This window comes from Pseudomonas putida NBRC 14164 (assembly GCF_000412675.1).
Taxonomy (GTDB): Bacteria; Pseudomonadota; Gammaproteobacteria; order Pseudomonadales; family Pseudomonadaceae; genus Aquipseudomonas; species Aquipseudomonas putida.
In genome coordinates, this window is sequence record NC_021505.1 from 2,788,409 (window position 1) to 2,809,959 (window position 21,551).

Below are 21,551 nucleotides of genomic sequence, written 5' to 3' on the forward strand. Positions count from 1 at the left end.
GCTACCTGACGTGTGCTCAGGCACTGAACAGCTGGCGGATTTGTTCGGACAGGGCGGCGACGTCCTTGTCCAGCAACCAGTCGAGCGTGAGGTACACGGCGATGCAGACCAGCGCGATCAGCGTCAGATACACCCACAGCGGCACTTCATGGCGCAGCATCTGCGACACCTGGTCGGGCAGGGCCCAGTCCGGTGACAGGGCTTTGGGCGCCTTGCGGTAGCGGGCGATATCCTGGCCCAAGGTATTGGCCAGGTAGCGCAGCTGGTCTTTCTGGCCGAGGCTGAACTTGCCCTCGAAGCCCAGGGCCAGGCACAGGTGGTAGACCTCGAGCACGTCGATGTTCTGCTTGACGTCGGCACGTAGCGCATCCACTTTTTCGAAGAAGCCTTCACCTGCCAGGTGCACGCCGAAATAGCGGAACTGCAACGGCTGCAGTTCAAAGTGCCGGCGCAGTTCGTTGTCGCCTGAGCGCAGTACGCTTTCGTCGAGGAAAGCGCACAGCGCGTATTGGGTGTCCTTGACCTGCTCGACGCTGTAGTTGGCGGCGCGGGCATCACGCTCCAGGTTGGTGAAAAAGCGCTCGACGCTGCCTTCGAAAGCCTGCACCGAGGTGACCTGGCGCCCGCGACGCACGATCAGCGCCATGCTGATGAAGTCCTGGACCAGGTCCTTGAGTGTCGGTTTGTCATTGGCGGCCGCGACGGCGCCCTGTTGCAATACGGCTTCGGTCATTTGAGCACCGCCATCAGTTCAAGCTTGAGGTTGGTAAAGGCGCTGGGCGCATAGAAGCAGATGGCCTGGGCATTGATCATTCGCTCATACACATTGCCGTGCGGCTCGATGGCGAAGTACTGGTTGTCCAGGCGTACCGGAATCGCGTTCGGCAGCCGGGCGGCATGGTTGAGGGTGACACCAGGCATGGCGCTGTTGACCACCACTTCGATGTCTTCCGGTGAGCCGACCTTGAACGCCCGGGGCACCAGCTCCAACAGGCTGGCGCCGGGCATGTCGGCGTGCACGGCAATATAGAAGTCCGCCTCGGCCAGGCGTGGATCGTGCAACTGGCCTTGCCAATGCGACGGTTTGGTCTGGGTAAGGTTGATGACGATGCACTGGTTGGGCACGACGTTGTCGAGCATTACCCGGATCATCTCGTCCAGTTTCACCAATGATGCTGCGGGGTCTTGATGGTCGTACTCAGGGATGTCGCTTAACTGGGTGTCCAGGGTGAAGGTCAGCAGCCCGCCAGCCAGGTCGGCGAGGAACAGGTACAAGCGCTCCGGGTGCAGGCGCGGATGAGCCAGCAGATGAGCCAACTGCGGGTGGGCACGGTTGACCGTGTTCAACAACCAGAACAGCGTGACGTCGCTGGACCCGAACTCGGCGATCTGGTCGGCGCGCTCACGTCGCCGGCCGGAAAGTGCCTTGCTCTTGGCCTGCAGGGCCCCGAGCAGGCGCTTGCCGAGCCCGGCGATGGTTTCGTGGCTACCCAGGTGCAGGGTAGGGTGGACGAAATGCGGGTCAATATTGAAGCCGCCCATGCTGTTGCGGGTCAGCTTGGCCAATGGACAATGGGTGTAACCGTCGAGGCTGTCACCGTCGACCAGCATTACCACGTTCAGGCGCAGGCTGGTGATTTCGTTCTCCAGTTCGCCTTCGTTAAGGTCTGGCAGGGTGTCGAACTGTTTGCGAAAACGCCGCGCAGCCTTGTGTTCGTGGCCATCTTCGACGTAATTGAGGCCAAAGGGCTCAGGCAGCTTGAGTGCCGCATAGACCTTGAGGTCATTGGCCTTGAGCAGGTCTTTGAGGTCGCGTGCGGCAGGCAGCGGGTCGTGCTGCGGCGCGTCGTACAGGCTGCCATCTGGGAACACAAGCTTCAGGCGTTTGAGCTGCAGCGTACCGTTGGCCAGGGCGTCTTCGTCGACCTGCAGCGCTTGTACCCCCCAATGGAAAGGGGTACTGCGCAGTGTCGACTCAGCCAACTGGTGCTGGTGGAACTCGTCCTGGTACTGGAAGTGCTGGGGCAGCAGGAACATGCCTTCCGACCACATCACCCGGCTCTGCTTGCTCATTTGACGCTATCCACTAAAGAGTTGAAGGTTGAATCCATGGCGTTGCTGGCCGACTGGCCTGCGGCGTCGGAGGCTTTTTCGATAACTGCGCCCTGCACCTTGTCCGTCAGGGTCGGGTCAGCGTCTTTGGCCTTTTGCGCAGCCGCGAGCTGGTCGGCGGTGGGTGGTTTGTCCAGCACATCCACGCCACGCATGGCGCTGATTTCAGTCTTGTCCACCAGTACCCGCAGGCCGTCGGAGGAGAACCAGATGCCGTCCTTGCGCAGCGAGTTGGCGTCGAAAGCGACTTTCCAGCGCGCGCCTTGTTCATCGCGGAAGAACGCCGCCACACCAACGTAGCGAGCATTCTTGGCCAGCGGCCATTGGTCGATCTGGCCGATGCCCGGCAGCAGGGTGATCTCGCGTGCTTCCACCAGGGTGTTGCCGAGTGCCTTTTGCGGGGTATCCCACAGGGTCTCTGCATCGGTCGCTGCGAAGCGCTCGAGGTCCGTCAGCTGGTACACGCGCATCACCACCGACAGTGGCTTGCCCTCGGCATCAGGGTTGAGCTGGTTGCCGCCGTCAGAGGTCAGGATGACCTTCTCGTTGTCGGCCAGCATGTCGGCAGCCCAGCTGTCCTCCATGCGTTTGCCGATTCGGTCGGTAACCCCACAACCGGCCAGCGCCAGCAGCAGGGCCGCGGTGGTCAGGCGTTTGAGGGCGGTGTGCTTGAGTTGCATGACGGCTAAACCTCCGGTCATTGATCAGGCCAGGCGATAGGCAAAGTCGCCATCGCTGCCCAATTCGATCACCAGGCGTTCGATGGGCGTGTCCTGGGCCATGCGTTCGAGCACGCGCTGGGCGAGTTCGGGCATCAAGGTCTGGGACAGAATGTTGTCGATATTGCGCGCACCGCTGTCGACCTCGGTGCAGCGCGCAGCGATAGCTTTGACCAGCGCCTCGTCGTAGCTCAGTTCGGCCTGGTGGTTGCGGGCGAAGCGCTTGGCGATGCGCGCGAGCTTGAGGGCGACGATGCGCTCCAGGATCTGGTCCTGCACCGGGTAGAACGGCACGATGCTCAGGCGGCCAAGGAAGGCCGGCTTGAACACATGATTGAGTTCGTCGCGCAGGCCTTCGACGATGGCCTGCGGCGTGGGGAGCTCGGTGGCATTCAGGCAGGTCTGCATGATGCGCTCGGTGCCAGTGTTGGAGGTGAGGATGATCACCGTGTTGCGGAAATTGATTTCGCGGCCTTCACCGTCGTCCAGTACGCCCTTGTCGAATACCTGGAAGAACAGTTCGAGCACGTCCGGGTGGGCTTTTTCAACCTCGTCGAGCAGCACCACGCTGTACGGTTTGCGGCGCACCGCCTCGGTCAGCACGCCGCCTTCGCCATAGCCGACGTAGCCGGGTGGCGAGCCCTTGAGGCTCGACACGGTGTGAGCCTCCTGGTATTCGGACATGTTGATGGTGATCAGGTTGCGCTCGCCGCCGTACAGGGTATCGGCCAGGGCCAGGGCGGTTTCGGTCTTGCCGACGCCGCTGGGGCCGAGCAGCAGGAACACACCGATCGGCTTGTTCGGGTCTTCCATGCGCGCCCGGGAAATCTTGATGCGCTTGCCGATTTCGTGCAGGGCATGGTCCTGGCCCAGCACGCGCTCGCCGAGCAGGGCGGGCAGGCGCTGTACGGTGTCGATTTCGTCACGCAGCATCTTGCCCAGCGGGATGCCGGTCCAGCCGCTGATGACCTGGGCGATGGCGCCGCTGTCGACCAGCGCGTGCACCAGTGGCTGGTCGCCTTGCACGCGAGCCAGTTCGGCGCGCAGGCTATTGAGCTGCCCGGCATCGGCGTCGTTGGCGGCATCCAGCGCCTTGAGCTGTTCGACCAGCGCCAGCTCTTGCTGCCACTGCTCGTTCAATTGCTGTTCCTGCTGCTGTTTGGCCTGCAGGCTGGCCTGCAGCTCACTCAAGCGGCGGGCATGGTCGTGGCCTTTGCCAGCTTCGTGGCCGAGCACGTCAATTTCTGCCTGCAGGTTGTCGATCTGTCGACGGCAGTCTTCCAGCAAGCCAGGCTGCGACGATTGTGCCAGGGCAATGCGCGCACAGGCGGTGTCGAGCACGCTGACCGCCTTGTCAGGCAGCTGGCGCCCGGTGATGTAGCGGCTGGACAGGCGCACCGCCTGCACCAGCGCTTCGTCCATCACCGCCACCTTGTGGTGCTCGCGCATCTTGCCCAGCAGCCCGCGCAACATGTGAATGGCCTTGTCCTCGTCAGGCTCTTCGACCTTTACCACCTGGAAGCGGCGGGCGAGGGCGGCGTCCTTCTCGAAATACTTCTTGTACTCGGCCCAGGTGGTGGCGGCGATGGTACGCAGTTCGCCACGCGCCAACGCCGGCTTGAGCAGGTTGGCAGCGTCGTTCTGCCCGGCCTGGCCGCCAGAGCCGATCAGGGTGTGGGCTTCGTCGATGAACAGGATGATCGGGTGCAGGCTGCGTTTGACCTCTTCGATGACCGCCTTCAGGCGGTTTTCGAACTCACCCTTTACCCCGGCGCCGGCTTGCAGCAGGCCAAGGTCGAGGGTATGCACGGCAACGTTCTTGAGCACAGCTGGCACGTCGCCCTGGGCGATGCGCAGGGCCAGGCCTTCGACCACGGCGGTTTTGCCAACGCCAGCTTCACCGGTGAGGATCGGGTTGTTCTGCCGGCGGCGGGTGAGGATGTCGACCATCTGCCGCACTTCGAACTCACGGCCCAGCACTGGGTCGATGCGGCCTTCGCGTGCACTTTGGGTGAGGTTGACGGTGTACTGGTCCAGCGCAGGGGTCTTGCCGCCTGCCTTGCTGCTGTTGGCCACCGGTGCCGCCGGGCTGGCCAGGGCGCTTGCCTGGCGGGACTCGGCGCTGCCTTCGACGAGCGCGGCGAGGTTCAGGCGCAGGTCGTTGGCATTGATTTTTTCCAGCTCCGGCGCCGAGGCAACGACCACCCGGCGCAGTTCGGCGTCGTCGAGCAGGGCTTGCAGCAAGTGGCCGCTGCGCACCTGGCCGACGCCATACTCGATGGACGCCAGCAGCCAGGCCTGCTCGATCATGCGGGTAATGTGCGGCGACAGCGCCGGGGTGCGGGTATTGCCTTTCTTGAACGTGCCCAGGGCGGTGACCAGCTGCGCCTGCAGGCGCTCGGCGACCACCTCATAGTGGCGCAGGATCGGGGCCAGGTCATTGTCACCGGTGTCGAGCAACTGCAGCAGCAGGTGTTCCACCTCGACATCGTAGTGGTGCTCTGACAGGCAGAGGGCCGCTGCGCTTTCGGTGGCCGTGCGGCTGGTTTCGTTGAGCTTGGCGAACAGCGACTTCAGGTTCACAAGGCGACCCCATCGTAAGGAATATGGAAAACGGCGCAACGCGAAGGCTCCGCGTCACGGCCAGGGCGTTTGAGCCAGCCGAGCCAGCCCAACGCGACATTGCCGTTGCGGCCGAGCCGGGCGCACGGTACCGCCTCGCGCTTGAGGCGCGGGGCGATTTCAAAGTCCAGGCCGGCACCTATATAGAAGCGCACCAGCTCGACGAGTTTGCGATAGCACTCGGTACCAGGCTGGAAGCGCTGGTAATCGGCCAGGCTCAGTGGGCCCAGCTCAATGCGAATGCACGATTGGTAGTCCCACACCCGCTTGCCAGCAACGGCGCTGTGGCCAAGCTGGGCGTTGCGCCGGCCAAGCTGGGTGCGCTGCTCAGGCGGCAGGTGCAACCAGCGCCCGGCAAACTGCTTGACGTGGATCGGCAGCGAGAAATAGAAGCCGAGCATGCGCTCGAGGTTCAGCGCATTGCGCGGCTTCTGGCTGAGCAGGCCGGCAAAATAGCTGAACAGCTCGCGACGCAATGCTGACGGTTGTTCTTCAAACTTGAGCTTCTGCGCCCGCGGGCCGAGGCCCACCAGGTTGAGCAGGTAGCCATCGAAGCCCGAGCTGCCAGTGCGCTCGTGCTCGATATGGAATTTGTATTTTTGCCAGGCCTCGTAGAACAGCGTGGTCATGCGGTGCGAGAAAATGTCAAGAAAGGCATGGGCGGCATCGTCTCGAAACTGCACATGGCGCTCAAGCAGCAACTCGGTGTACGGACGCGGCAGCACGCCTGAAGGCCCGACCAGGCCCATGAAGGTAACCTGCACTTGCGACAGTGGCAGGCCGGCAGGCGAGACCTTGCCTGCGTGCTCGAAGTGCAGGTCGCTGACTTCGCTGGCCGGAAACGCCAGCGACAGCTGGGTGCGGAAACGCAGCGGGTCTTCGTGGGGCCGGGTTGCCAGGTCCATGCGCCCGGTGCGGCTGTAGTGCAGGCGGAGCAGGCGGACCAATTGAAAGAATTCGAATCGGTGCGGCTCGGCTCGGGCCTGATCGATCAGACCAGGGGCTGATCGCCAGTACGTGCTGGCCATTGGACGACTCTCTTTTCTCGTTGTTGGGTGCGCAGGGTCAGTTGCGTGAAGCTGTTCATCGAGCAGTACTGGCCGAAGAAGTGGTCCAGCACCATGCCGAACAGGAACACGCCGCTGCCGGTGAACTGGTGCTCGTCGAGGGTGAGGGTAATGCCCACGCCCCGCACGAAGTTCGGCCGCGGATGGCCGATACGCGCAACTACCGGCTCGCTGTTGATGGCCTTGATGCCGTTGATCTGTTTGCGGATGGCCGAGACGTTGCGGTAGTTGTAAAGCGACAGCAGCTCCAGCAGCACTTCACGGCCTTGGCTGACCAGTGACATATGGTTCAGCGACAGGTGCGCGATCAGGCGCCATATCAAGCCTTTGCCCAATGGCACGCGCACCGTGGCGGTGGGCTTGCGCAGGCAGCGGATATCCTTGATTACCGAGTTGGCGGGAATGTTGAAATCGCCACGCTCGCCGCCGAACGGGAGCATGAGCGGGACATCGCGGTTGCTGCAGGTGAGGGCGATGCTGAGGGTGTCGCTGCTGGCGCTGATCAGCTCCAGGTCGCGGTCGACCACGCGAATGCTCATGGCAGTGGCGTCACCCTGGGCGCGCCGCCGGGCAACCCAGAAGCTGCTGTGCGGGTCTTGCTCGCCTCGCGGCTCGAAAAACGGCTGGCAAGTGGCAACCTGGTCGGTGCCCCCCAGTTTACGAACCCGACGCACACGGTCTATGGATACCACTTCTGCTGCGTTGTGCAGCCGGGTGTCCGGGGTGACCGGATACTCGTGCTGGGTGTGGGTCAGTTTGATCGGCTCGGCTTGCTGGCGGAACAGGTTGATGATGGGCGTGCAGTTGAGCTTGAAGTTGTTGCGCCCGATATTCTGGGTCAACCGCGCCAGTCGCTCGCCAAGGTCGTATTCGGAAAAATAGAAATTGATGTCGACCTGCTCGATGGCCTTGCCCTGCAGAATGCGGGCAAAGCCACTGAGGTCGAAGAACATGAACTTGTCGGGGAACGTGAAATATTCGTGCAGCAGCCGGTAACCGAGGAACGAGCGCTCCGAGTAGTCAACCAGGCCTTCGTCGCGGGCATAGCCTACGGCCTTGAGGGCATCGACGGGCAGTGCGACCTCACGGCTGCGGCCCCCGTCGTTGAAGCTCAAGGTCGCCTTGGCCAGGTTATTGAACAGCAGCTCGTACAGGTGCAGCATGAGCGTTGCTTCGCCGTCGAGGAAAAACCGCAGGCGGTCCATTTGCATCTGCCCGAACAGAGCATCGCCGGTGGCTGCAAGGCGGATACGCAGGTGTGCGACCAGGTCGGCACTGTGGCCGTTGAAGGCCGAACGTTCCATTTCGACGAACGAGGCCTGTTGCACGGCAATCGGCCACAGCTCTACCGGGTAGCACGTGCGGAACTTGCACACCACGCCCTCTATGGCGTTGGCATGCATCTCGGTATGGCGCGCCACCCGGTACGCTTCGGTGACTTTCTCGTGCCTGCCCAGGCTCAGCTCGGCAATCGACATCGAGGGGGTAGGGCGCAGGTAATGGGGGTACAGCACCTCAAGGAAGGATTCGACGATTTCCGGAAACTCGTCATCGAGCTTCTTGTGCACCCGCGCAGAAAGGAACGAGAACGCCTCGATCAGACGCTCGGTGTGCGGGTCTTCGCAGTTGTCGCCCTCGATCAGCAAGCGCGAAGCGATTTTCGGGTACTGCGCGGCAAACTCCTGGCCGAGGAAGCGCAGGTGCGACAGTTCCTTTTCATAGTAGGGCAGCAGTTCGTCGAGCATCAGTTGAGGTTCTGCACTTTGTATTCCTGGGTGTTGACCTGCAGCACGGCGTCGAACGAGACCTGGCGGCTGATGTCCTGCAGACGCAATACGGCGTCCACGCGGAAGGTCAACATGCGGTGGCCGTTCTGCTGGGCCAACAGCTGCACACGGACCCGGCGGAAACGCCGGTCTCCGGTACTGATCGCCCGCTCCAGCTGTTGCTGGATCAGGCGGCGGTCATGTGGGTCGAGCACGCTGCGGCTGATGAAGTCGGGCATGCCGTATTCAAGGATGGAACCACCGAGCTGGCTGAAGCCGTCGAGCTCTTCGGCGACCAGGGACTGGCGGGTATTCACCAGCACCTCAAGGTCACGGACGATGCTGGCCTTGTACTCGGCCAGCGAGCAGGTACGCTGCGCGGCCGGCTCGGCCGACTGGAACGGACGGTCGTCCAGCAGTCGGTCGAGCAGCGAGGGCAGCAGGCGGGCGTGGTTACTCATGTGTCATCCCTGTACACACCGGCTTGTCAGCCGCGCGCCCCTTGAGGCAGTTCGGCGACCAGGCGCAGCGAGGCGGTCAGTTCGTCGAGCTGGTAGTGCGGGCGCAGGTAGGTTACAGCCTTGTACACGCCTGGCTTGCCTGGTACCTCGAACACCTCGGCGCGGGCTTCGCGCAGCGGGAACTTGGCCTTGGCCTCCTGGCTGGCGGTGTCGTCCAGCAGCACGTAGCTGGCCAGCCACTGGTTGAGGAAGCGCTCCACGTCCATGCGCGAGGCGAAGCTGCCGATTTTGTCGCGCATGATTGCCTTCATGTAATGGGCGATGCGCGACGTGGCGAAGATGTACTGCAGCTGGGCCGACAGGCGTGCGTTGGCGTTGGCGATGTCGGTGTTGTATTGCTTTTGCTTCTGCGCCGACTGGGTGCCGAAGAACGCGGCATAGTCGGTGCCCTTGCAGTGCACCAGGGGAATGAAGCCCAGGTCCGACAGCTCTTTTTCGCGGCGGTCGGTGATGGCGATCTCGGTCGGGCACTTGAGGGCGATTTCGCCGTCGTCGGTCTTGAAGGTATGGGTTGGCAAGCCTTCGACCAGGCCGCCACCTTCTACGCCGCGGATGGCCACGCACCAGCCGTAGCGGGCGAAAGCATCGGTGACGCGGGTGCCGAGGGCATAGGCGGCGTTCATCCACAGGTACTTGTTGTGGTCGCGGCCGTCGACGCTTTCGACGAAGTTGAATTCTTCCACCGGCGTGGTATCAGGGCCATATGGCAGGCGGCCGAGCACGTGGGGCAGGGTGAGGCCGACGTAGCGTGAGTCTTCCGAGGCGCGGAACGACTTCCACTTGGCGTATTCGACGGTGTCGAAGAGATTTGCCAAGTCACGCGGGCCGGACATCTCGGTGAACGAGTCCCAGCCAAACAGCTCGGGGGAGGCGGCGGAGATGAACGGTGCATGCGCCGACGCTGCCACGTGCGAGATCTCTTCCAGCAAGTACATGTCTTCGGGGTTGCGGTTGAACTCGTAGTCACCGATCAGCATACCGAACGGCGCGCCACCGAAAGTGCCGTATTCTTCTTCGTAGACTTTCTTGAACAGCGCGCTCTGGTCGAATTCGCTGGCGGCCTTCAGGTCACGTACCAGGTCCTTCTTCGAGGCGTTGAGCAGGTGGATCTTCAGCGTGGTGCTGGTTTCGGTCTGGTCTACCTGGTATTTCAGGCCGCGCCAGGAGGCTTCCAGCTGCTGGAACTCGCGGGCGTGCATGATCTCGTTCATCTGCTCGGAGAGCATCGAATCGATCTCGGCGATACGCGAGTCGAGCACGGCGATCAGGTCTTTGCTCGGCGTCATCTCACCTTCGAGCACCTGGTTCACCAATTCGCCAATCAGGTCGCGGGTGCGGTTGCGCTCGGTGTCGGAACGGGCCACGCGGCTTTGCGAAATGATGCTGTCCAGCAGTGAGGGCTGTGGCGCGAAGTTTTCTACTTCGACCAGTTCGCCGGCCTGTTGCGGTGCGGTTTGCTTGTCGGTCATGTTCGGGCTCCTGCTCAGGCGCGATCGCTGCTGGATGGGTCTTTCACTTCGGCTTCACGGCCGAATTCCTTGCCCAGGGTCTTGAGTTTTTCGGTGTTCTGCAGCACGTCCATCAGCAGCTCTTCGAGCTTGTCGTTGCCGCCCATCTTGTTGCGCAGGTCGGCCAGTTTGTTGCGCACTTCAAGCAGCTTGCGCAGCGGCTCGACCTGCTTGACCACGTTCTGTGGCTCGAAGTCTTCAAGGCTGTTGAAGTTCAGCTCCACGCCTAGCTGGGTGCCGTTCTTGGCCAGGGTGTTGTCGACCCGGTAGGTCAGGCGTGGCTTGATGCCCTTGAGCACACCGTTGAAGTTGTCCCGGTCGATGAAGACGAACTTGCGGTCCTTGAGCTTGGGCAGCGGCTCCAGCGGGTTGCCGGAAAAGTCGCCCAGTACGCCGACGACGAAGGGCAGCTCCTTTTTCTCGATGGCATCGCCGATGTCCACGTCGTAGGTGATATGGACCCGCGGCGCGCGGACGCGGTCGAGTTTGTGCTGGGTGCTTTCCTTCTTCGCCATCGTGTTCTCCAGTGCTAGCAGTTCGCTGCGAATCATTGCGCGGCCCGGTGTGGGGCACTGCGGGTTACAGTCCTTCGATCGTCAGCAGCAGGCGCTGACGGATGTCGTCGTTCATTTCCAGAATGTTGTCGCGGCCCACCAGTTCTTCGAAGCTGGTGTTGCCGGCAATTTGCGTGCTGCTACGGATGACCGAATCGTCGGGAAGTTCCGAGCGCACCGGCGAGCTGATGACGCAGAACGGCAGGTCGCCAAAGCCTTTGAGGCGTTCGAAGCTCAGCCCGTAGCGCAGGCCTTCGAACAGCCGGCCAAGGCCAGGCGACTTGCTCAGGCAGTAGAACAGCACGAGGTAGTGCACCACAAAGCGGTACAGCTCGGCGCTGCTGCGGTTGGGGTCTTTGATGACATTGCGAAACCGCGCCAGGTCGAAGGCGTGGAAGCCCACTACCCAGCGGGTAGGGCTGGTGATACGGATGGTCTGGCCGCTCTGTTCGAGGACCTTGTCGTATTCCAGCGGGAACAGTTCGGGGGTAGTGCTGATCAGGTTCAGCGGTACTTCCAGCTCGGTGACCAGCTGGAACGGCGCGGCCGAGCCGATACGCTCGTAGAGTTCGACCAGGGCCTGGAAGTGGCCCTGGGTTTCGCGCCCGCTGCTGCGCTGGGCGCCTTGCAGGTATTCGCCAAACAGGGTTTGCGGACGGATCAGCGGTGCCACGGTGGCAAGGTAATCCGCCGCCTGCGCCTTCAGTGCATCGGAGATCGCCCGCGTCTGGCTACGCAGCTTGATCAGTGCTTCGACATCGAATGATTGTGTCATCGGTACATCGCGTCCATGTGCCTGCTTGATCGTCCTGAACGCCAGTGGCGTCGACCTGAAATTGAGCCATCGGCTGCGGCAAATCTGAGTGCTGGCACATGAATATTGTGTTGCCAGCAATGCCGACTAGGGCACCTCGCTGAGGAAGAAGTTCCGGCGAGGGTGGCGATTTTTTCCCTGTTTTACGACGCTGCGCAATAATGGCGCTGTGATATTGACAGCGGTACTGGTCGCAGGAAATGGGGGGGTTAAGCCCTAAAGACTGGGTGCGAAAGGGGCTGGGAAGACATGAAAATCATTGGCAAAAGTTTTTTTCAAAAAGTGAATCAGTTCTCATTTTGTGGGCTGGCCGCCTGCGCGTTGCGGGGTTAGGGAAGCGCGTCAGGATGATGGCAATGCGACGAGTTTTGTCGCATCCAGCAGGGTAACTTTATTGTTCAAAATCGATAACTAGCGCGATGCTAGTAGGTGCGGGTAGGTGCGGGATTGCCCGCGAACACCGGCGCAGCCGGTTGCATCCAACTCAGCGACCATCGACCTGTACGCAAACGTCTCTGCCATTGATTGCCTTACATGGCCAATTGTCGTTGATGTAATGATCCGGCTTGAAGCACACGCGTTCATCGTTAACCCAGAACATCTGCCAACCGGAGCCCGAGATCCTGAGCTTCGGGCACGACCAGTAGCCCTTTGCCGAAAGCGTTGCTGTGGTCAGCGTAATCATTGCCGGTGCGACGATAACCATCAGCACAACCGTGAGTTGCAGCGAGCGTAGCTGGAACCCATGCAGCCAAGACGTTTTCAGTGGGTCAAACTTTCGACCGGTCCATGCGGCGATCAGGCTACCAACGATCAGGCAAGGCCCCAGCGGAATGAATGCAATCATGAAGAAAGCTTTGAGCGGGGTTTCCACGACCGGCGCATTACGGTAGATCCGGCCGTAGAGGGGTACGATATCCGTCCATAAGGCGTACACCGCCAGTGCTCCCATGGCGAGCATGGACAGCATCAGACCGATGGCCGTAAGCCGGAAAAGAACAGGGGACCTTACGTAGAGTTCGGGATGGTCTTTCATGTGTGCCTGAGCATTCCCTGGCTGCCGCGGATCAATCCAGCATTGCTGGACAACAGATCCTGGACGTTATCACAGGACCAGGCACTGGATCGCGCTCAGGGCGCATTGCCTGATCTGGCGATTGGTGATGCAGTAGGCGCGACGCTGGAGTGTCAGCGGCGCGATCAAGGGCATGTTTACGATAGGGTCGGCGGTACTCCTTTCCGCCTGGCGTCTGGTGAGTGGACCGACGATACCAGCATGGCCCTGTGCCTGGGGGCACCTACGCTACAAAGGGCCAAGGGCCAACCACCAATTCGATTTCGCTTCCTTTGCCGATGCCATGGCGCGCTGGTACCGGCAGAGTGAAAACAGCGTCAACGGCCGTTGCTTCGACATCGGCAATATCAAGGCCTCGACCGCAGGCAATGGTACCGTTGATACGCCAATGGCTCCGTTACCCAATTCATTCTCAAAGAAATCCCATGATCGATCTAAGAAGCTCAAACGCATTGCTGGCCGACTACGTGCAACGTTATGCGCATCTGTCGCCGGAGCCCTCCCGGCAGTTGCAGCAGCGGATGGACTCCACCTTGCAGCCTGATGCACTGGCGGCGCCGGCGGTCAAGCCAAGCTGGCTGCACTCCAGGGCCTGCACATTGACCGCGGAGCAGGCACTGGACCGCGCCAAGGGCGCGCTGCTTGGCCTGGCCATCGGCGATGCGGTCGGCACCACGCTCGAGTTCCAGGCCCGCGACAGGGGGCAGGTGAGCGACATGGTCGGGGGTGGCCCGTTCAACCTCGTTGCGGGTGAGTGGACTGATGACACCAGCATGGCGCTGTGCCTGGCAGACACGTATGTGAGCAAGGGCAAGTTCGATTACGCCACCTACGCAGATGCCTTGGTCCGCTGGTACCGGCGCGGGGAAAACAGTGCCAACGGTCGTTGTTTCGATATCGGCAATGCCACGCGCAATGCCCTTGAAGGCTGGCTGCGCGAGGGTATTACCTGGCAAGGCAACTATGACCCCTCGACGGCTGGCAATGGCTCCATCATCCGCCTTGCGCCTACGGCAATCTTCCGCCGGCACTCGCTGTCGGCAAGCTGGTGGGAAAGCGTCACGCAAAGCAGCGTGACCCACAACGCCGACGAGGCAGTGAACTGCTGTCAGCTGTTTGCGGCACAGCTGCATCTGGCGCTCAACGGTGCAGACAAGGAAGAGGCCCTGGCCCCAGCGGTGCGTTCGTTGCGGCCTCGCCCGATGATCATCAATGCGGGCGAGTACAAGCAAAAGAGCCGCGAACAGATCCGCTCCTCCGGCTACGTCATCGATACCTTGGAAGCGGCACTGTGGGCCGTATGGAACACCGACAACTTCAAGGACGCGATCCTCCTGGCCGCCAACCTTGCCGATGATGCCGACAGTGTCGCGGCCACCGCCGGCCAGTTTGCGGGTGCGCTGTACGGCGTGTCCGGCATGCCGCCGGAGTGGGTGGAGAAGGTTGCGTGGTCGCAACATATCCAGGAACTGGCAGCCAAGCTCTTCGATCTCTCGCCGCAGCATGATGAACTGGACGCATTGCTTTATGGCCAGCCTTGACGGCAACCGGTTTGGGGACTGACTTGGGAGATTACCTGACTGGGAAAGATTGAATTAAATGTTTACGACCGAACGGTTTTTTGCGCGAGTTTGGGCCTTCTGGTTTTTGACGCTTATGATTTCAGTGTTGACACTTGGGGTGGCGCCGAAGATTGTTTTTGTGCTCATGGCTGTAGCGTCTTTTGTTACATTTTGCTGGTGCGTGAAATGCGCCTATCGTTCTGAAAGATTTGCTGATTTTGCGTCCTTGCGTCTCTGTTTCAGCTTGACTTCCGTGCCGCTTTTTGCATTTGTCCTGTCAATGGCGATAACGTACAAACAAGCAAAAATGGGAGGCGTAGCGGCGCCTGCGATCAGCGCCGTGCCGCTCATTCTTACTGCGCTGGCTTTCGCATTGGCCTATGGGCATAGAAGCAAAGCGAGTTCATTCCTGTTACGCGGTGAGCGGGTAGAAGTATTCGAACCCGAGCAGGCCAATTCGTGGGTTGTGGGCGGGCTTGGTGCAGGATTGAGTAGTCTGCTGTATCCGACGATTAAGAACTATAATAGTTCAATGGAATGGCCGTGGTGCTGTGTGTGATGGTTTTCATTTCGCTGTATATGGTCTCTACAATCGCACCAATATCGCTTCGTTAAGGGCGTTAAAAGAACGCGAGCGTCGTGAGGCGCGTCAATACACATTTCTTGAGATCGAATATGTGCGTGCGTTACGTGATGCTTCATGGTTGGCTCGGTTTTTTTCACTCAAGAGCCGAAAATAAGCGATGTTAAACGCCAGTTATCAAGAAAGCGTGATGTTGACTTGCCGTCTCGACTCGCGAATCTTCCAGGGTAAGATGGTGCAGGACCTAGTTGGCGAGGTGTTTGCAGGCTTCGGCAGCTTGGCAAAGTACGACTTCAGCCTGAACAAATCGAAAGGCGTAATGGACTCATGAAAAGATGGCAAGGCTGCCCGCCCATCATCCCTGGGAGGGTTTCTCCCCCATGCGCGCCTTGAGCTTGTGCAGGGTAGGGGACTCGCCCCCGGACAGCTCGATACGAAACTCGGCGAAGGCGTGCTCGAGATCGGCATACTGCTGCAGCCCTTCTTCGGTGAACAGATAGCTTCCGGGGATGTCACGCCATTCCATCGGGGTGCGGATCCGCTGCTGCTTTGCCGCGTTCAACAAGAGCGTCAGCTCTACACTCAACTTCATGGCGGCCGGGTCGTGTGACTTCAGCCGTTCAATGATGACACGCAGCGCTATCGATTTTTGCCGGAGTGCGTAAATGTCCATCGTGGCTCAGCCTGCGGGGTGTAGGGTTTATAGCTTTCGTCAGTGACTGCGCTCGATGTTCAGTGGCTGGCCTGATCGAACGTCGGCAATCAATCGGGCAGTTGAATTTTGAGGCCACGAGCCGACTGGATGGCTACGTAATAGGCGTCTTTCAGTGCTCTGGCCAACTCGGGGTCATTTTCTTCGAATTCTTTCGTGGCAATGGCACCGATACTGAGTTGGTGGAGTTTCGATTTATCTTGCTCACGCCCTTCGAACACGGCTTTCACATAGTCAAGTTGGTTTAGTAGCATCCCATAAATGGGGTAAGCGGGACAGGCCTTGTTCCGCTGCGCGGTGATGTCGATAGCCTTCTGTACATAGCCGAGGGGGGTTGTGGGTTTCATAATGCACCTGGTGTTATCAGTTTGAAGAGCTCGCGTTGGCCAGAGGTCATCCGCCGAGCACCACCAATGGCGTTATAGGGTTGGGAAGAAACGGACCAGGTATCCAGTACCGGTGCCGAGGTGCTCCTCAGCAGCGTGACCTTCTCAGTGCTCTGATAGACGTTCACGATCTTGGGCACGATGGTTTCCGTTTTGTAGATCTGGCCAAGCGGGTTGATCCCCAGTTGCCCTGGCACCACGTCAGGGGTAGGAGAGTACCGCATCCCTTGCCGGCCGCCGGGCACCTGGAATTGCCAAAGTGTCTTGCCCCGGTTGATTGTTTCCGTGAAGACTGGTTGAGTGAAGTCCAAGCCGTTCATGTAGCCTTCGTAGTCGGCAGGCTTATAGCCCTGTGACTTGAAGAAGTTTCCGGAAAGATCGCCGTTCGTACCTTTGACTATAGTCAGTCGCGAAATTTCTTTCCGGTGATCATGCAGAGTCTCAATGAGCAGGGGGATGTAATCGGCAGACTTATAGCCCTGTGGCTTGAAGAAGTTGGCAGCAGTATCCTGGTTACCTCGTATATTGGTGTCCTGCCAAGTTGCCCGTTCGAGCAAGCTTCTTGTATGTGCTCCATCTTTTTCTAATCGTGATTTTTATTTTTGGCTTGGAATTTCTTAAAGGAACTCCACTCCTCTCCATCAATCAATGCCATGTAAAATTCTGCAAATAACTGACTGAGATTACGATCGTCCTGTAAGTTGGTTTCCGGTAAGTAGCGGTAACCAGGTATGTCTCTAGCCTCCATGGGGGCATGAATTTTTCCATTTTCAGCTTTTAATAAGAGGCCGCGTAGGGTGTTGAGCATCAGCTTCGCATCGGAATCTTGATCTTCGAGAGCCTCAAGTTTTTCACGAAGCGCTGTAGCGGTAGCCTTCAGTGTGTGCGTGTTCATTGTCTATCCTAGTTATCAATAGTGCCTATGAGCTTGGTGGCCGACCACTCATTACGGTTAGGGGTAAGATATTGAAGTGCGCCACCCACCCTGTCAATGTTACCTCCAAATTCGGTGGTAGGCGCAATCTTGCTGACAAAAACCTCTGTTGGTTTAAGTGGCGTCATTTCAAAAATTGAATATTTTGTAGCCTCACTGCCCAGCGGTAACCCTAGGCTATCAGCCAGGGTTCGGCTTCCCTGCGCAGCAGACTGCAGCTCCTCCATAGTGGTGAAAAATGGAGAGTAACGGCTTGCCTCTTGTCCCACTGGCACGATTTTCACGAGGGGCGAATCTATGATGGACAGTTTTGGAGTGTTACTGCCCGAGCCTATCTGGGAGATGGCTCGGCTGAAAATGTCCATGTCTGATGCTTTGGGGTCTGCGGCACGTAGCTTTTGCAGATATAGCTCACCATCAGGGCTGTCGAGATACTCATTAATCTGTTTGTTGCTAAGGCCTCGGGGTGCAAAAGTCTCTGCATATTTTAGTTGTTGATCGTGCGCTACAAAGTCAGGGTCCTGTTTCGCATAAAATTCTCGCAAGCTCTTTGGCTCGACCTGGCTGATGGGAGATGGTTCTTTAACTTGCAACTCCGGCTGCGCCAATAGCTTCTGCTCATTCTTCGCCAACCAGGCCGCCAGCTGCTTGTTGGAGATCTCGGCCTGCAGCCGAGCGCTCCGGGCGGCAATGCTTTCCATGCTGCTCATGACGCCGGCCTTCATCTGCCCCCGAGTAAGGTAGGTGACGATCGCTGTCAGTAACAGCAGCACCAACTGCTCCTGCCCGCGAGCAAGCTGGCGTGCAGCACGCTCGACACGCTCCTGGGCCTGCGCCGTGGAACCGCCGCTCGGGTCCAGGCCAGCGGGCTTGAGGCCATCCTCGGCGAACCAGGCCGTGGCCATGCCTTGCTGAAGGGTCGACAGGCAGGCCGGCAGGCCCTGATAAAAATACTCGGCGATGGCGGACAGCCCCAGGCCCATGAGGATCAGGTTGCCGACCTGCAGGCCAATGCCGGCGCCGGCCACCGCGCCCGGCGCCGCGCCGACGCCGAAGGCGAACGCCCCGGCCACGCCACCGGCGAGCGAGCCAACCGCCACACTGCCACCGAGGATCATCGACACCTCTTTGACCAGTTGCAGCAGCACCGGCAGGATTTGCTCGATACCTATCGAGGACCACTTGCGCTTGAGGTTGTCCTGAATGATCGGGTAGGACAGGGCCATGGCCTGGCGCACGTTGTCGATACGCTGGCCACCGAGGTAGCCATAGGCCTGGTTGGCGCCATTGCTCACTCGTCGGCTGAAACCGTCCCAGGCCTCATGGGCGCTGTTCAGGCCGCTGTCGACGCTCTGGTTGAGCTCGCTGAATTTCTGCTCGAGATTGCGTTCGATGTCTCCCCAACTGGGGATGTTGGCTAAAAGATCCATTTTCGCTTCACTGTCCATGGAAGTGGCGGCGCTCGGCGGCGAGCGCAGCATGTCGCTTCAGACCTCAGGATGGGGGCGAAGTCCGGCGGAGAGCCCATTGTTCTCATGACAGGCGTACGCGGCAATGATGGCAATTGAGCATCGCTGCACGGCTTTGTGGCTGACCGCATCCCGCAAGTGCCATTACGGCCGCGTTCGCGATGGCCATTTGGCGGAATTGGCTAGTGGCAAAAAATTTGAACCAATCCACGTTATGAAACATTTTTCTCCGCCAGTGGAGTTGATGCGTCAGGTAGCGAGACAGCTCGAGTGGGAGCTGTCAGGCATGGGCGCTGATCGATACCTCAAGAACCTTCTGCGACGGGCCGTTCGGCGATTGCCGGGGGCGCTTCCGGGCGCCAGAGAGGAGGATGAAGGATGGCGATATGACATTGCCTTGTAGGGCGGTATTGCCCGGTTTTCCTAGGCCTGTAGTGAGTTGACAGGGCAGCTTTTGCCGGTGTTTCCTTTGGGCCTTTCTGCCTGCCTGGCATTCGGGAATGTGAACCCTGTCGCATTTATTTCAATGCACGATGGCACTTTCCTTTCTGCAGGCAGTCGCATGATTCCGCAAGCACGCGCGTTATGCGCGCATGCAGAATACGCCCGCAAGATCAGGGTTGCAGCTGAGCATCGCAAGCGCGTGCTGGCCGTGTTTTCAAGGAGATTTCGCATGATCATGGACTTGGCCTCCGCGCTGCTGTCGCCACAGAACCGCCGCCTGTTCAAGTTTCACAACCTGGCCAACCCCGAGCAGGAGCTGCTGCTGGAAACCTTCAAGGGCACCGAAGCCCTGTCGCGGGCGTTCAACTACGAACTGCTGCTGGTCTGCGAAGACTCCGGCGTGCCGCTCAAATCCATGATGGGCCAGCACGTCAGCATCGAGATCGAACTGGCCGAAGGCGGCCCGCGGTACATAACCGGCTACCTCACACGCTTTGCCAGCATCGGCAGCGACGGCGGCATGGCGCGCTATACCGCTACCCTCAACCCGTGGTTCTCGATGCTGAAGAACCGCTTCGACACGCGGATCTTCCAGGGCAACACGGTCGAGGAAGTGGTCACCGAAGTGTTCGCCCTGTGTCCGGCGTTTTCCCGCCACGAGTTTCGCCTGACCCGGCCACAGAAGCGCTACACCTACATCACCCAGTACCGCGAAACCGACTTCAACTTCGTCCAGCGCCTGCTGGAGGAAGAGGGGATGTTCTACTACTTCGAGCACACCGCCGAAGGCCACACCATGATCATCTGCGATGACTCCAGCACGCTGGTGGCCATCCCCGAGCAACCGCAAATCCGCTTCCACAGCGCCTCGGTCACCGAGACCGCCGACTCCATCACCCAGTGGAGCGGCAACCGTCAACTGCAATCCGGCAAGATGGCCACGCAAACCTTTGACTACCGCCAACCGAACAACCGCCTGCCGGTGGCGCTGAACAGCGTGAACAAGCAGGGCGATGTCGAGAACTTCGAGATCTACGACTTCCCCGGCCAGTACACCCACGGTACCTATGACGAAGGCGAAACCCTGCTGCGCCTGCGCATTGAGGCGCTGGAGCTGCGCGGCAAGAAGTTCGAAGGTGCCAGTAACTGCCGGGCCATGAAGCCAGGCTATACCTTCGAGCTGCTGCAGCACTACATCCACGACCAAGGCCCGTTAGAAGACCGCCAGTTCCTGCTGATGAGCGTGGAAAGCGAAGGCCACAACAACTACCTTACCGGCCAGCAGGCCAGCTACTTCAACACCTTCAGTTGCGTGCGCAAGAAGATCCCGTTCCGCCCGCAGCTGAGTACGCCCAAACCGACCATTGCCGGCCCGCAGACCGCGATCATCGTCGGCCCACCGGGTGAGGAGATCTTCACCGACGAACTAGGCCGGGTGAAGATCCAGTTCCACTGGGACCGCAATGGCAAGTACAACGATCACAGCTCTTGCTGGGTACGTGTCGCCCAGTCCGGTGCCAGCGGCGGCTTCGGCAGCATTCAGATCCCACGCATAGGCGACGAAGTGGTTGTGGTGTTCCTCGACGGCAACCCGGACCGGCCGCTGATCATGGGCAGCCTTTACAACAGCACCAACACCCCGCCATGGTCGCTGCCGGCGAACAAGACCCAGAGTGGGTTCTTGACACGTTCGATGAAGGGTGACGGCGGTACCGCCAACTTCTTCCGCTTCGAAGACAAGGCCGGCGCCGAGCAGATCATCATGCATGCCGAGCGCAACATGGATACCGAAATCGAGCTGGATGAGACCCATGATGTAGGGAACAACCGCTCGATCACGGTTGGCGGTACGCACACCGAAACGGTCAAGAAAGACACCGTGGTGCAAGTGACCGAAGGTTCTTACACCCTGCAGGTCGACAACCAGTTCATCCAGGTGGCCGCCAAGCAGCACATCATCCTGCAGGTGGGCGACAGCAGCATCACGCTGACCCCGGAAGGCATCGAGATCAAAGGCAAGGTCATCGTGACCACCAGTACCGATACTACCCAAATCACTGGCGCCGCAGTGCGGATCAACGACTGAGGCAAGGTACATGTACAAGCCCTCGATCTACGACCGCATCTCCGCCAGGCGCGAAGCGCAAGAGGAGGCAGCGCGCCTGGCCAAGCTGGCAGAAGCTGCTCATGTGCCCGAACCTGTGCCCACACCGGAACCCGTGCCGGCAGTGCTGCAGGATGTGGCCAGCGGTTTCACCTTCGCGGGTTTCAACCTGCAATTTCCAGTTGGCTTTCGTTTCCGCGATATCCAGACCACCCTCGAGCATGAAGGCGAGCCAGTCAGCCTCAGCATCCGCCGCCGTGATGTCCGCGACAGGCAGCCGCTGGAGCAATTGTTCGAGCGTGCAATCGAGGCCTTGCGCGAAATGAGCCCGCAACTGCGCGTGATTCGCAAACGTGACTGCCGCCTGGCCGGCAACCCCGCCAAAGTGGTGGATTTTCACTTCAATGCCGGCCACGAGCCCCGCCACGGTCGCCTGGTCGGCGCGCTGGTGCCCATCGCCGGCAGCGAGTCACTGCAATGGCTGGATGTCTCATGCGTAATCGACCCCAGCAAGCCGGGCCTGAGCCAGTGGCTGGCCGAGTTTGACCGCATGCTCGATGGCTTCGCGCTGAGCTGACCCCCATTTTTTGTTATCAGGA

General features: G+C 60.0%; 21 protein-coding genes. 5 read left to right on the forward strand and 16 right to left on the reverse strand.

The features are described from left to right. Nucleotides 1-16: 16 nt before the first annotated feature. The 11 genes from icmH to PP4_RS12440 form a co-directional block, all read right to left on the reverse strand. A complete protein-coding gene (icmH, locus tag PP4_RS12390; protein WP_016499522.1) occupies nt 17-733 on the reverse strand; it encodes a type IVB secretion system protein IcmH/DotU in 717 nt (238 codons plus the stop codon). Then, complete coding sequence (gene tssK, locus PP4_RS12395; protein ID WP_016499523.1) at nt 730-2,073, reverse strand: type VI secretion system baseplate subunit TssK; 1,344 nt, start codon at nt 2,071-2,073, stop codon at nt 730-732. The genes icmH and tssK overlap by 4 nt, the downstream gene beginning before the upstream one ends. Further along, a complete protein-coding gene (gene tssJ / locus PP4_RS12400) occupies nt 2,070-2,792 on the reverse strand; it encodes a type VI secretion system lipoprotein TssJ (RefSeq protein ID WP_016499524.1) in 723 nt (240 codons plus the stop codon). The genes tssK and tssJ overlap by 4 nt, the downstream gene beginning before the upstream one ends. Nucleotides 2,793-2,816: 24 nt before the next feature. Continuing rightward, nucleotides 2,817-5,414, reverse strand: a complete 2,598-nt coding sequence (tssH, locus tag PP4_RS12405; RefSeq protein WP_016499525.1) for a type VI secretion system ATPase TssH — start codon at nt 5,412-5,414, stop codon at nt 2,817-2,819. Then, a complete protein-coding gene (gene tssG / locus PP4_RS12410; protein WP_041167706.1) occupies nt 5,411-6,481 on the reverse strand; it encodes a type VI secretion system baseplate subunit TssG in 1,071 nt (356 codons plus the stop codon). Before tssG ends, tssH begins: the two co-directional genes overlap by 4 nt. Next, nucleotides 6,445-8,265: a type VI secretion system baseplate subunit TssF gene (tssF, locus tag PP4_RS12415; RefSeq protein WP_016499527.1), complete on the reverse strand. Its 1,821-nt coding sequence runs from the start codon at nt 8,263-8,265 to the stop codon at nt 6,445-6,447. The genes tssG and tssF overlap by 37 nt, the downstream gene beginning before the upstream one ends. Continuing rightward, a complete protein-coding gene (tssE, locus tag PP4_RS12420; protein WP_016499528.1) occupies nt 8,265-8,747 on the reverse strand; it encodes a type VI secretion system baseplate subunit TssE in 483 nt (160 codons plus the stop codon). The genes tssF and tssE overlap by 1 nt, the downstream gene beginning before the upstream one ends. 26 nt (nt 8,748-8,773) lie before the next feature. Then, nucleotides 8,774-10,276: a type VI secretion system contractile sheath large subunit gene (gene tssC / locus PP4_RS12425; RefSeq protein WP_016499529.1), complete on the reverse strand. Its 1,503-nt coding sequence runs from the start codon at nt 10,274-10,276 to the stop codon at nt 8,774-8,776. 14 nt (nt 10,277-10,290) lie between these two features. After that, a complete protein-coding gene (gene tssB / locus PP4_RS12430; protein ID WP_012272397.1) occupies nt 10,291-10,830 on the reverse strand; it encodes a type VI secretion system contractile sheath small subunit in 540 nt (179 codons plus the stop codon). A gap of 64 nt (nt 10,831-10,894) precedes the next feature. Continuing rightward, nucleotides 10,895-11,644, reverse strand: a complete 750-nt coding sequence (locus PP4_RS12435) for a hypothetical protein (RefSeq protein WP_016499530.1) — start codon at nt 11,642-11,644, stop codon at nt 10,895-10,897. 523 nt (nt 11,645-12,167) lie between these two features. Beyond that, complete coding sequence (locus PP4_RS12440) at nt 12,168-12,719, reverse strand: hypothetical protein (protein ID WP_016499531.1); 552 nt, start codon at nt 12,717-12,719, stop codon at nt 12,168-12,170. Here PP4_RS12440 and PP4_RS27950 point away from each other — a divergent pair. From PP4_RS27950 to PP4_RS12450, 3 genes are all read left to right on the forward strand, one after another. Continuing rightward, a complete protein-coding gene (locus tag PP4_RS27950) occupies nt 12,708-13,067 on the forward strand; it encodes an ADP-ribosylglycohydrolase family protein (RefSeq protein ID WP_016499532.1) in 360 nt (119 codons plus the stop codon). The genes PP4_RS12440 and PP4_RS27950 overlap by 12 nt on opposite strands. Before the next feature lie 116 nt (nt 13,068-13,183). Beyond that, nucleotides 13,184-14,299, forward strand: a complete 1,116-nt coding sequence (gene tri1 / locus PP4_RS12445) for an ADP-ribosylarginine hydrolase Tri1 (protein WP_016499533.1) — start codon at nt 13,184-13,186, stop codon at nt 14,297-14,299. 58 nt (nt 14,300-14,357) lie between these two features. Next, a complete protein-coding gene (locus PP4_RS12450; RefSeq protein WP_172488764.1) occupies nt 14,358-14,879 on the forward strand; it encodes a hypothetical protein in 522 nt (173 codons plus the stop codon). 379 nt (nt 14,880-15,258) lie between these two features. Here the strand turns inward: PP4_RS12450 and PP4_RS12455 are convergent, their stop codons facing one another. The 5 genes from PP4_RS12455 to PP4_RS12480 form a co-directional block, all read right to left on the reverse strand. After that, on the reverse strand, nt 15,259-15,576 hold the full coding sequence (locus PP4_RS12455) for a hypothetical protein (RefSeq protein WP_016499534.1): 318 nt from the start codon (nt 15,574-15,576) through the stop codon (nt 15,259-15,261). 89 nt (nt 15,577-15,665) lie between these two features. Continuing rightward, complete coding sequence (locus PP4_RS12460) at nt 15,666-15,962, reverse strand: immunity protein Tsi6 family protein (RefSeq protein WP_016499535.1); 297 nt, start codon at nt 15,960-15,962, stop codon at nt 15,666-15,668. After that, the gene (locus tag PP4_RS12465; protein WP_016499536.1) at nt 15,959-16,558 is read right to left on the reverse strand and encodes a polymorphic toxin type 46 domain-containing protein; all 600 of its coding nucleotides are present in this window, start codon (nt 16,556-16,558) and stop codon (nt 15,959-15,961) included. Before PP4_RS12465 ends, PP4_RS12460 begins: the two co-directional genes overlap by 4 nt. Nucleotides 16,559-16,584: 26 nt before the next feature. Beyond that, nucleotides 16,585-16,896 (reverse strand): hypothetical protein, encoded by a 312-nt coding sequence (locus PP4_RS12475; RefSeq protein ID WP_016499537.1) that lies wholly within the window; start codon nt 16,894-16,896, stop codon nt 16,585-16,587. Between the two features lie 8 nt (nt 16,897-16,904). Then, on the reverse strand, nt 16,905-18,365 hold the full coding sequence (locus PP4_RS12480) for a DUF6861 domain-containing protein (RefSeq protein WP_041168018.1): 1,461 nt from the start codon (nt 18,363-18,365) through the stop codon (nt 16,905-16,907). A gap of 712 nt (nt 18,366-19,077) precedes the next feature. On the opposite strand from PP4_RS12480, the gene tssI reads away from it, so the two are divergent. Together tssI and PP4_RS12495 are read left to right on the forward strand one after the other, a co-directional pair. Continuing rightward, nucleotides 19,078-20,934 carry a type VI secretion system tip protein TssI/VgrG gene (gene tssI, locus PP4_RS12490; RefSeq protein WP_016499540.1) on the forward strand — a complete coding sequence of 619 codons (1,857 nt, stop codon included), beginning with the start codon at nt 19,078-19,080 and terminating at the stop codon, nt 20,932-20,934. 10 nt (nt 20,935-20,944) lie between these two features. Then, nucleotides 20,945-21,529, forward strand: a complete 585-nt coding sequence (locus PP4_RS12495) for a DcrB-related protein (protein WP_016499541.1) — start codon at nt 20,945-20,947, stop codon at nt 21,527-21,529. Nucleotides 21,530-21,551: the final 22 nt, after the last annotated feature.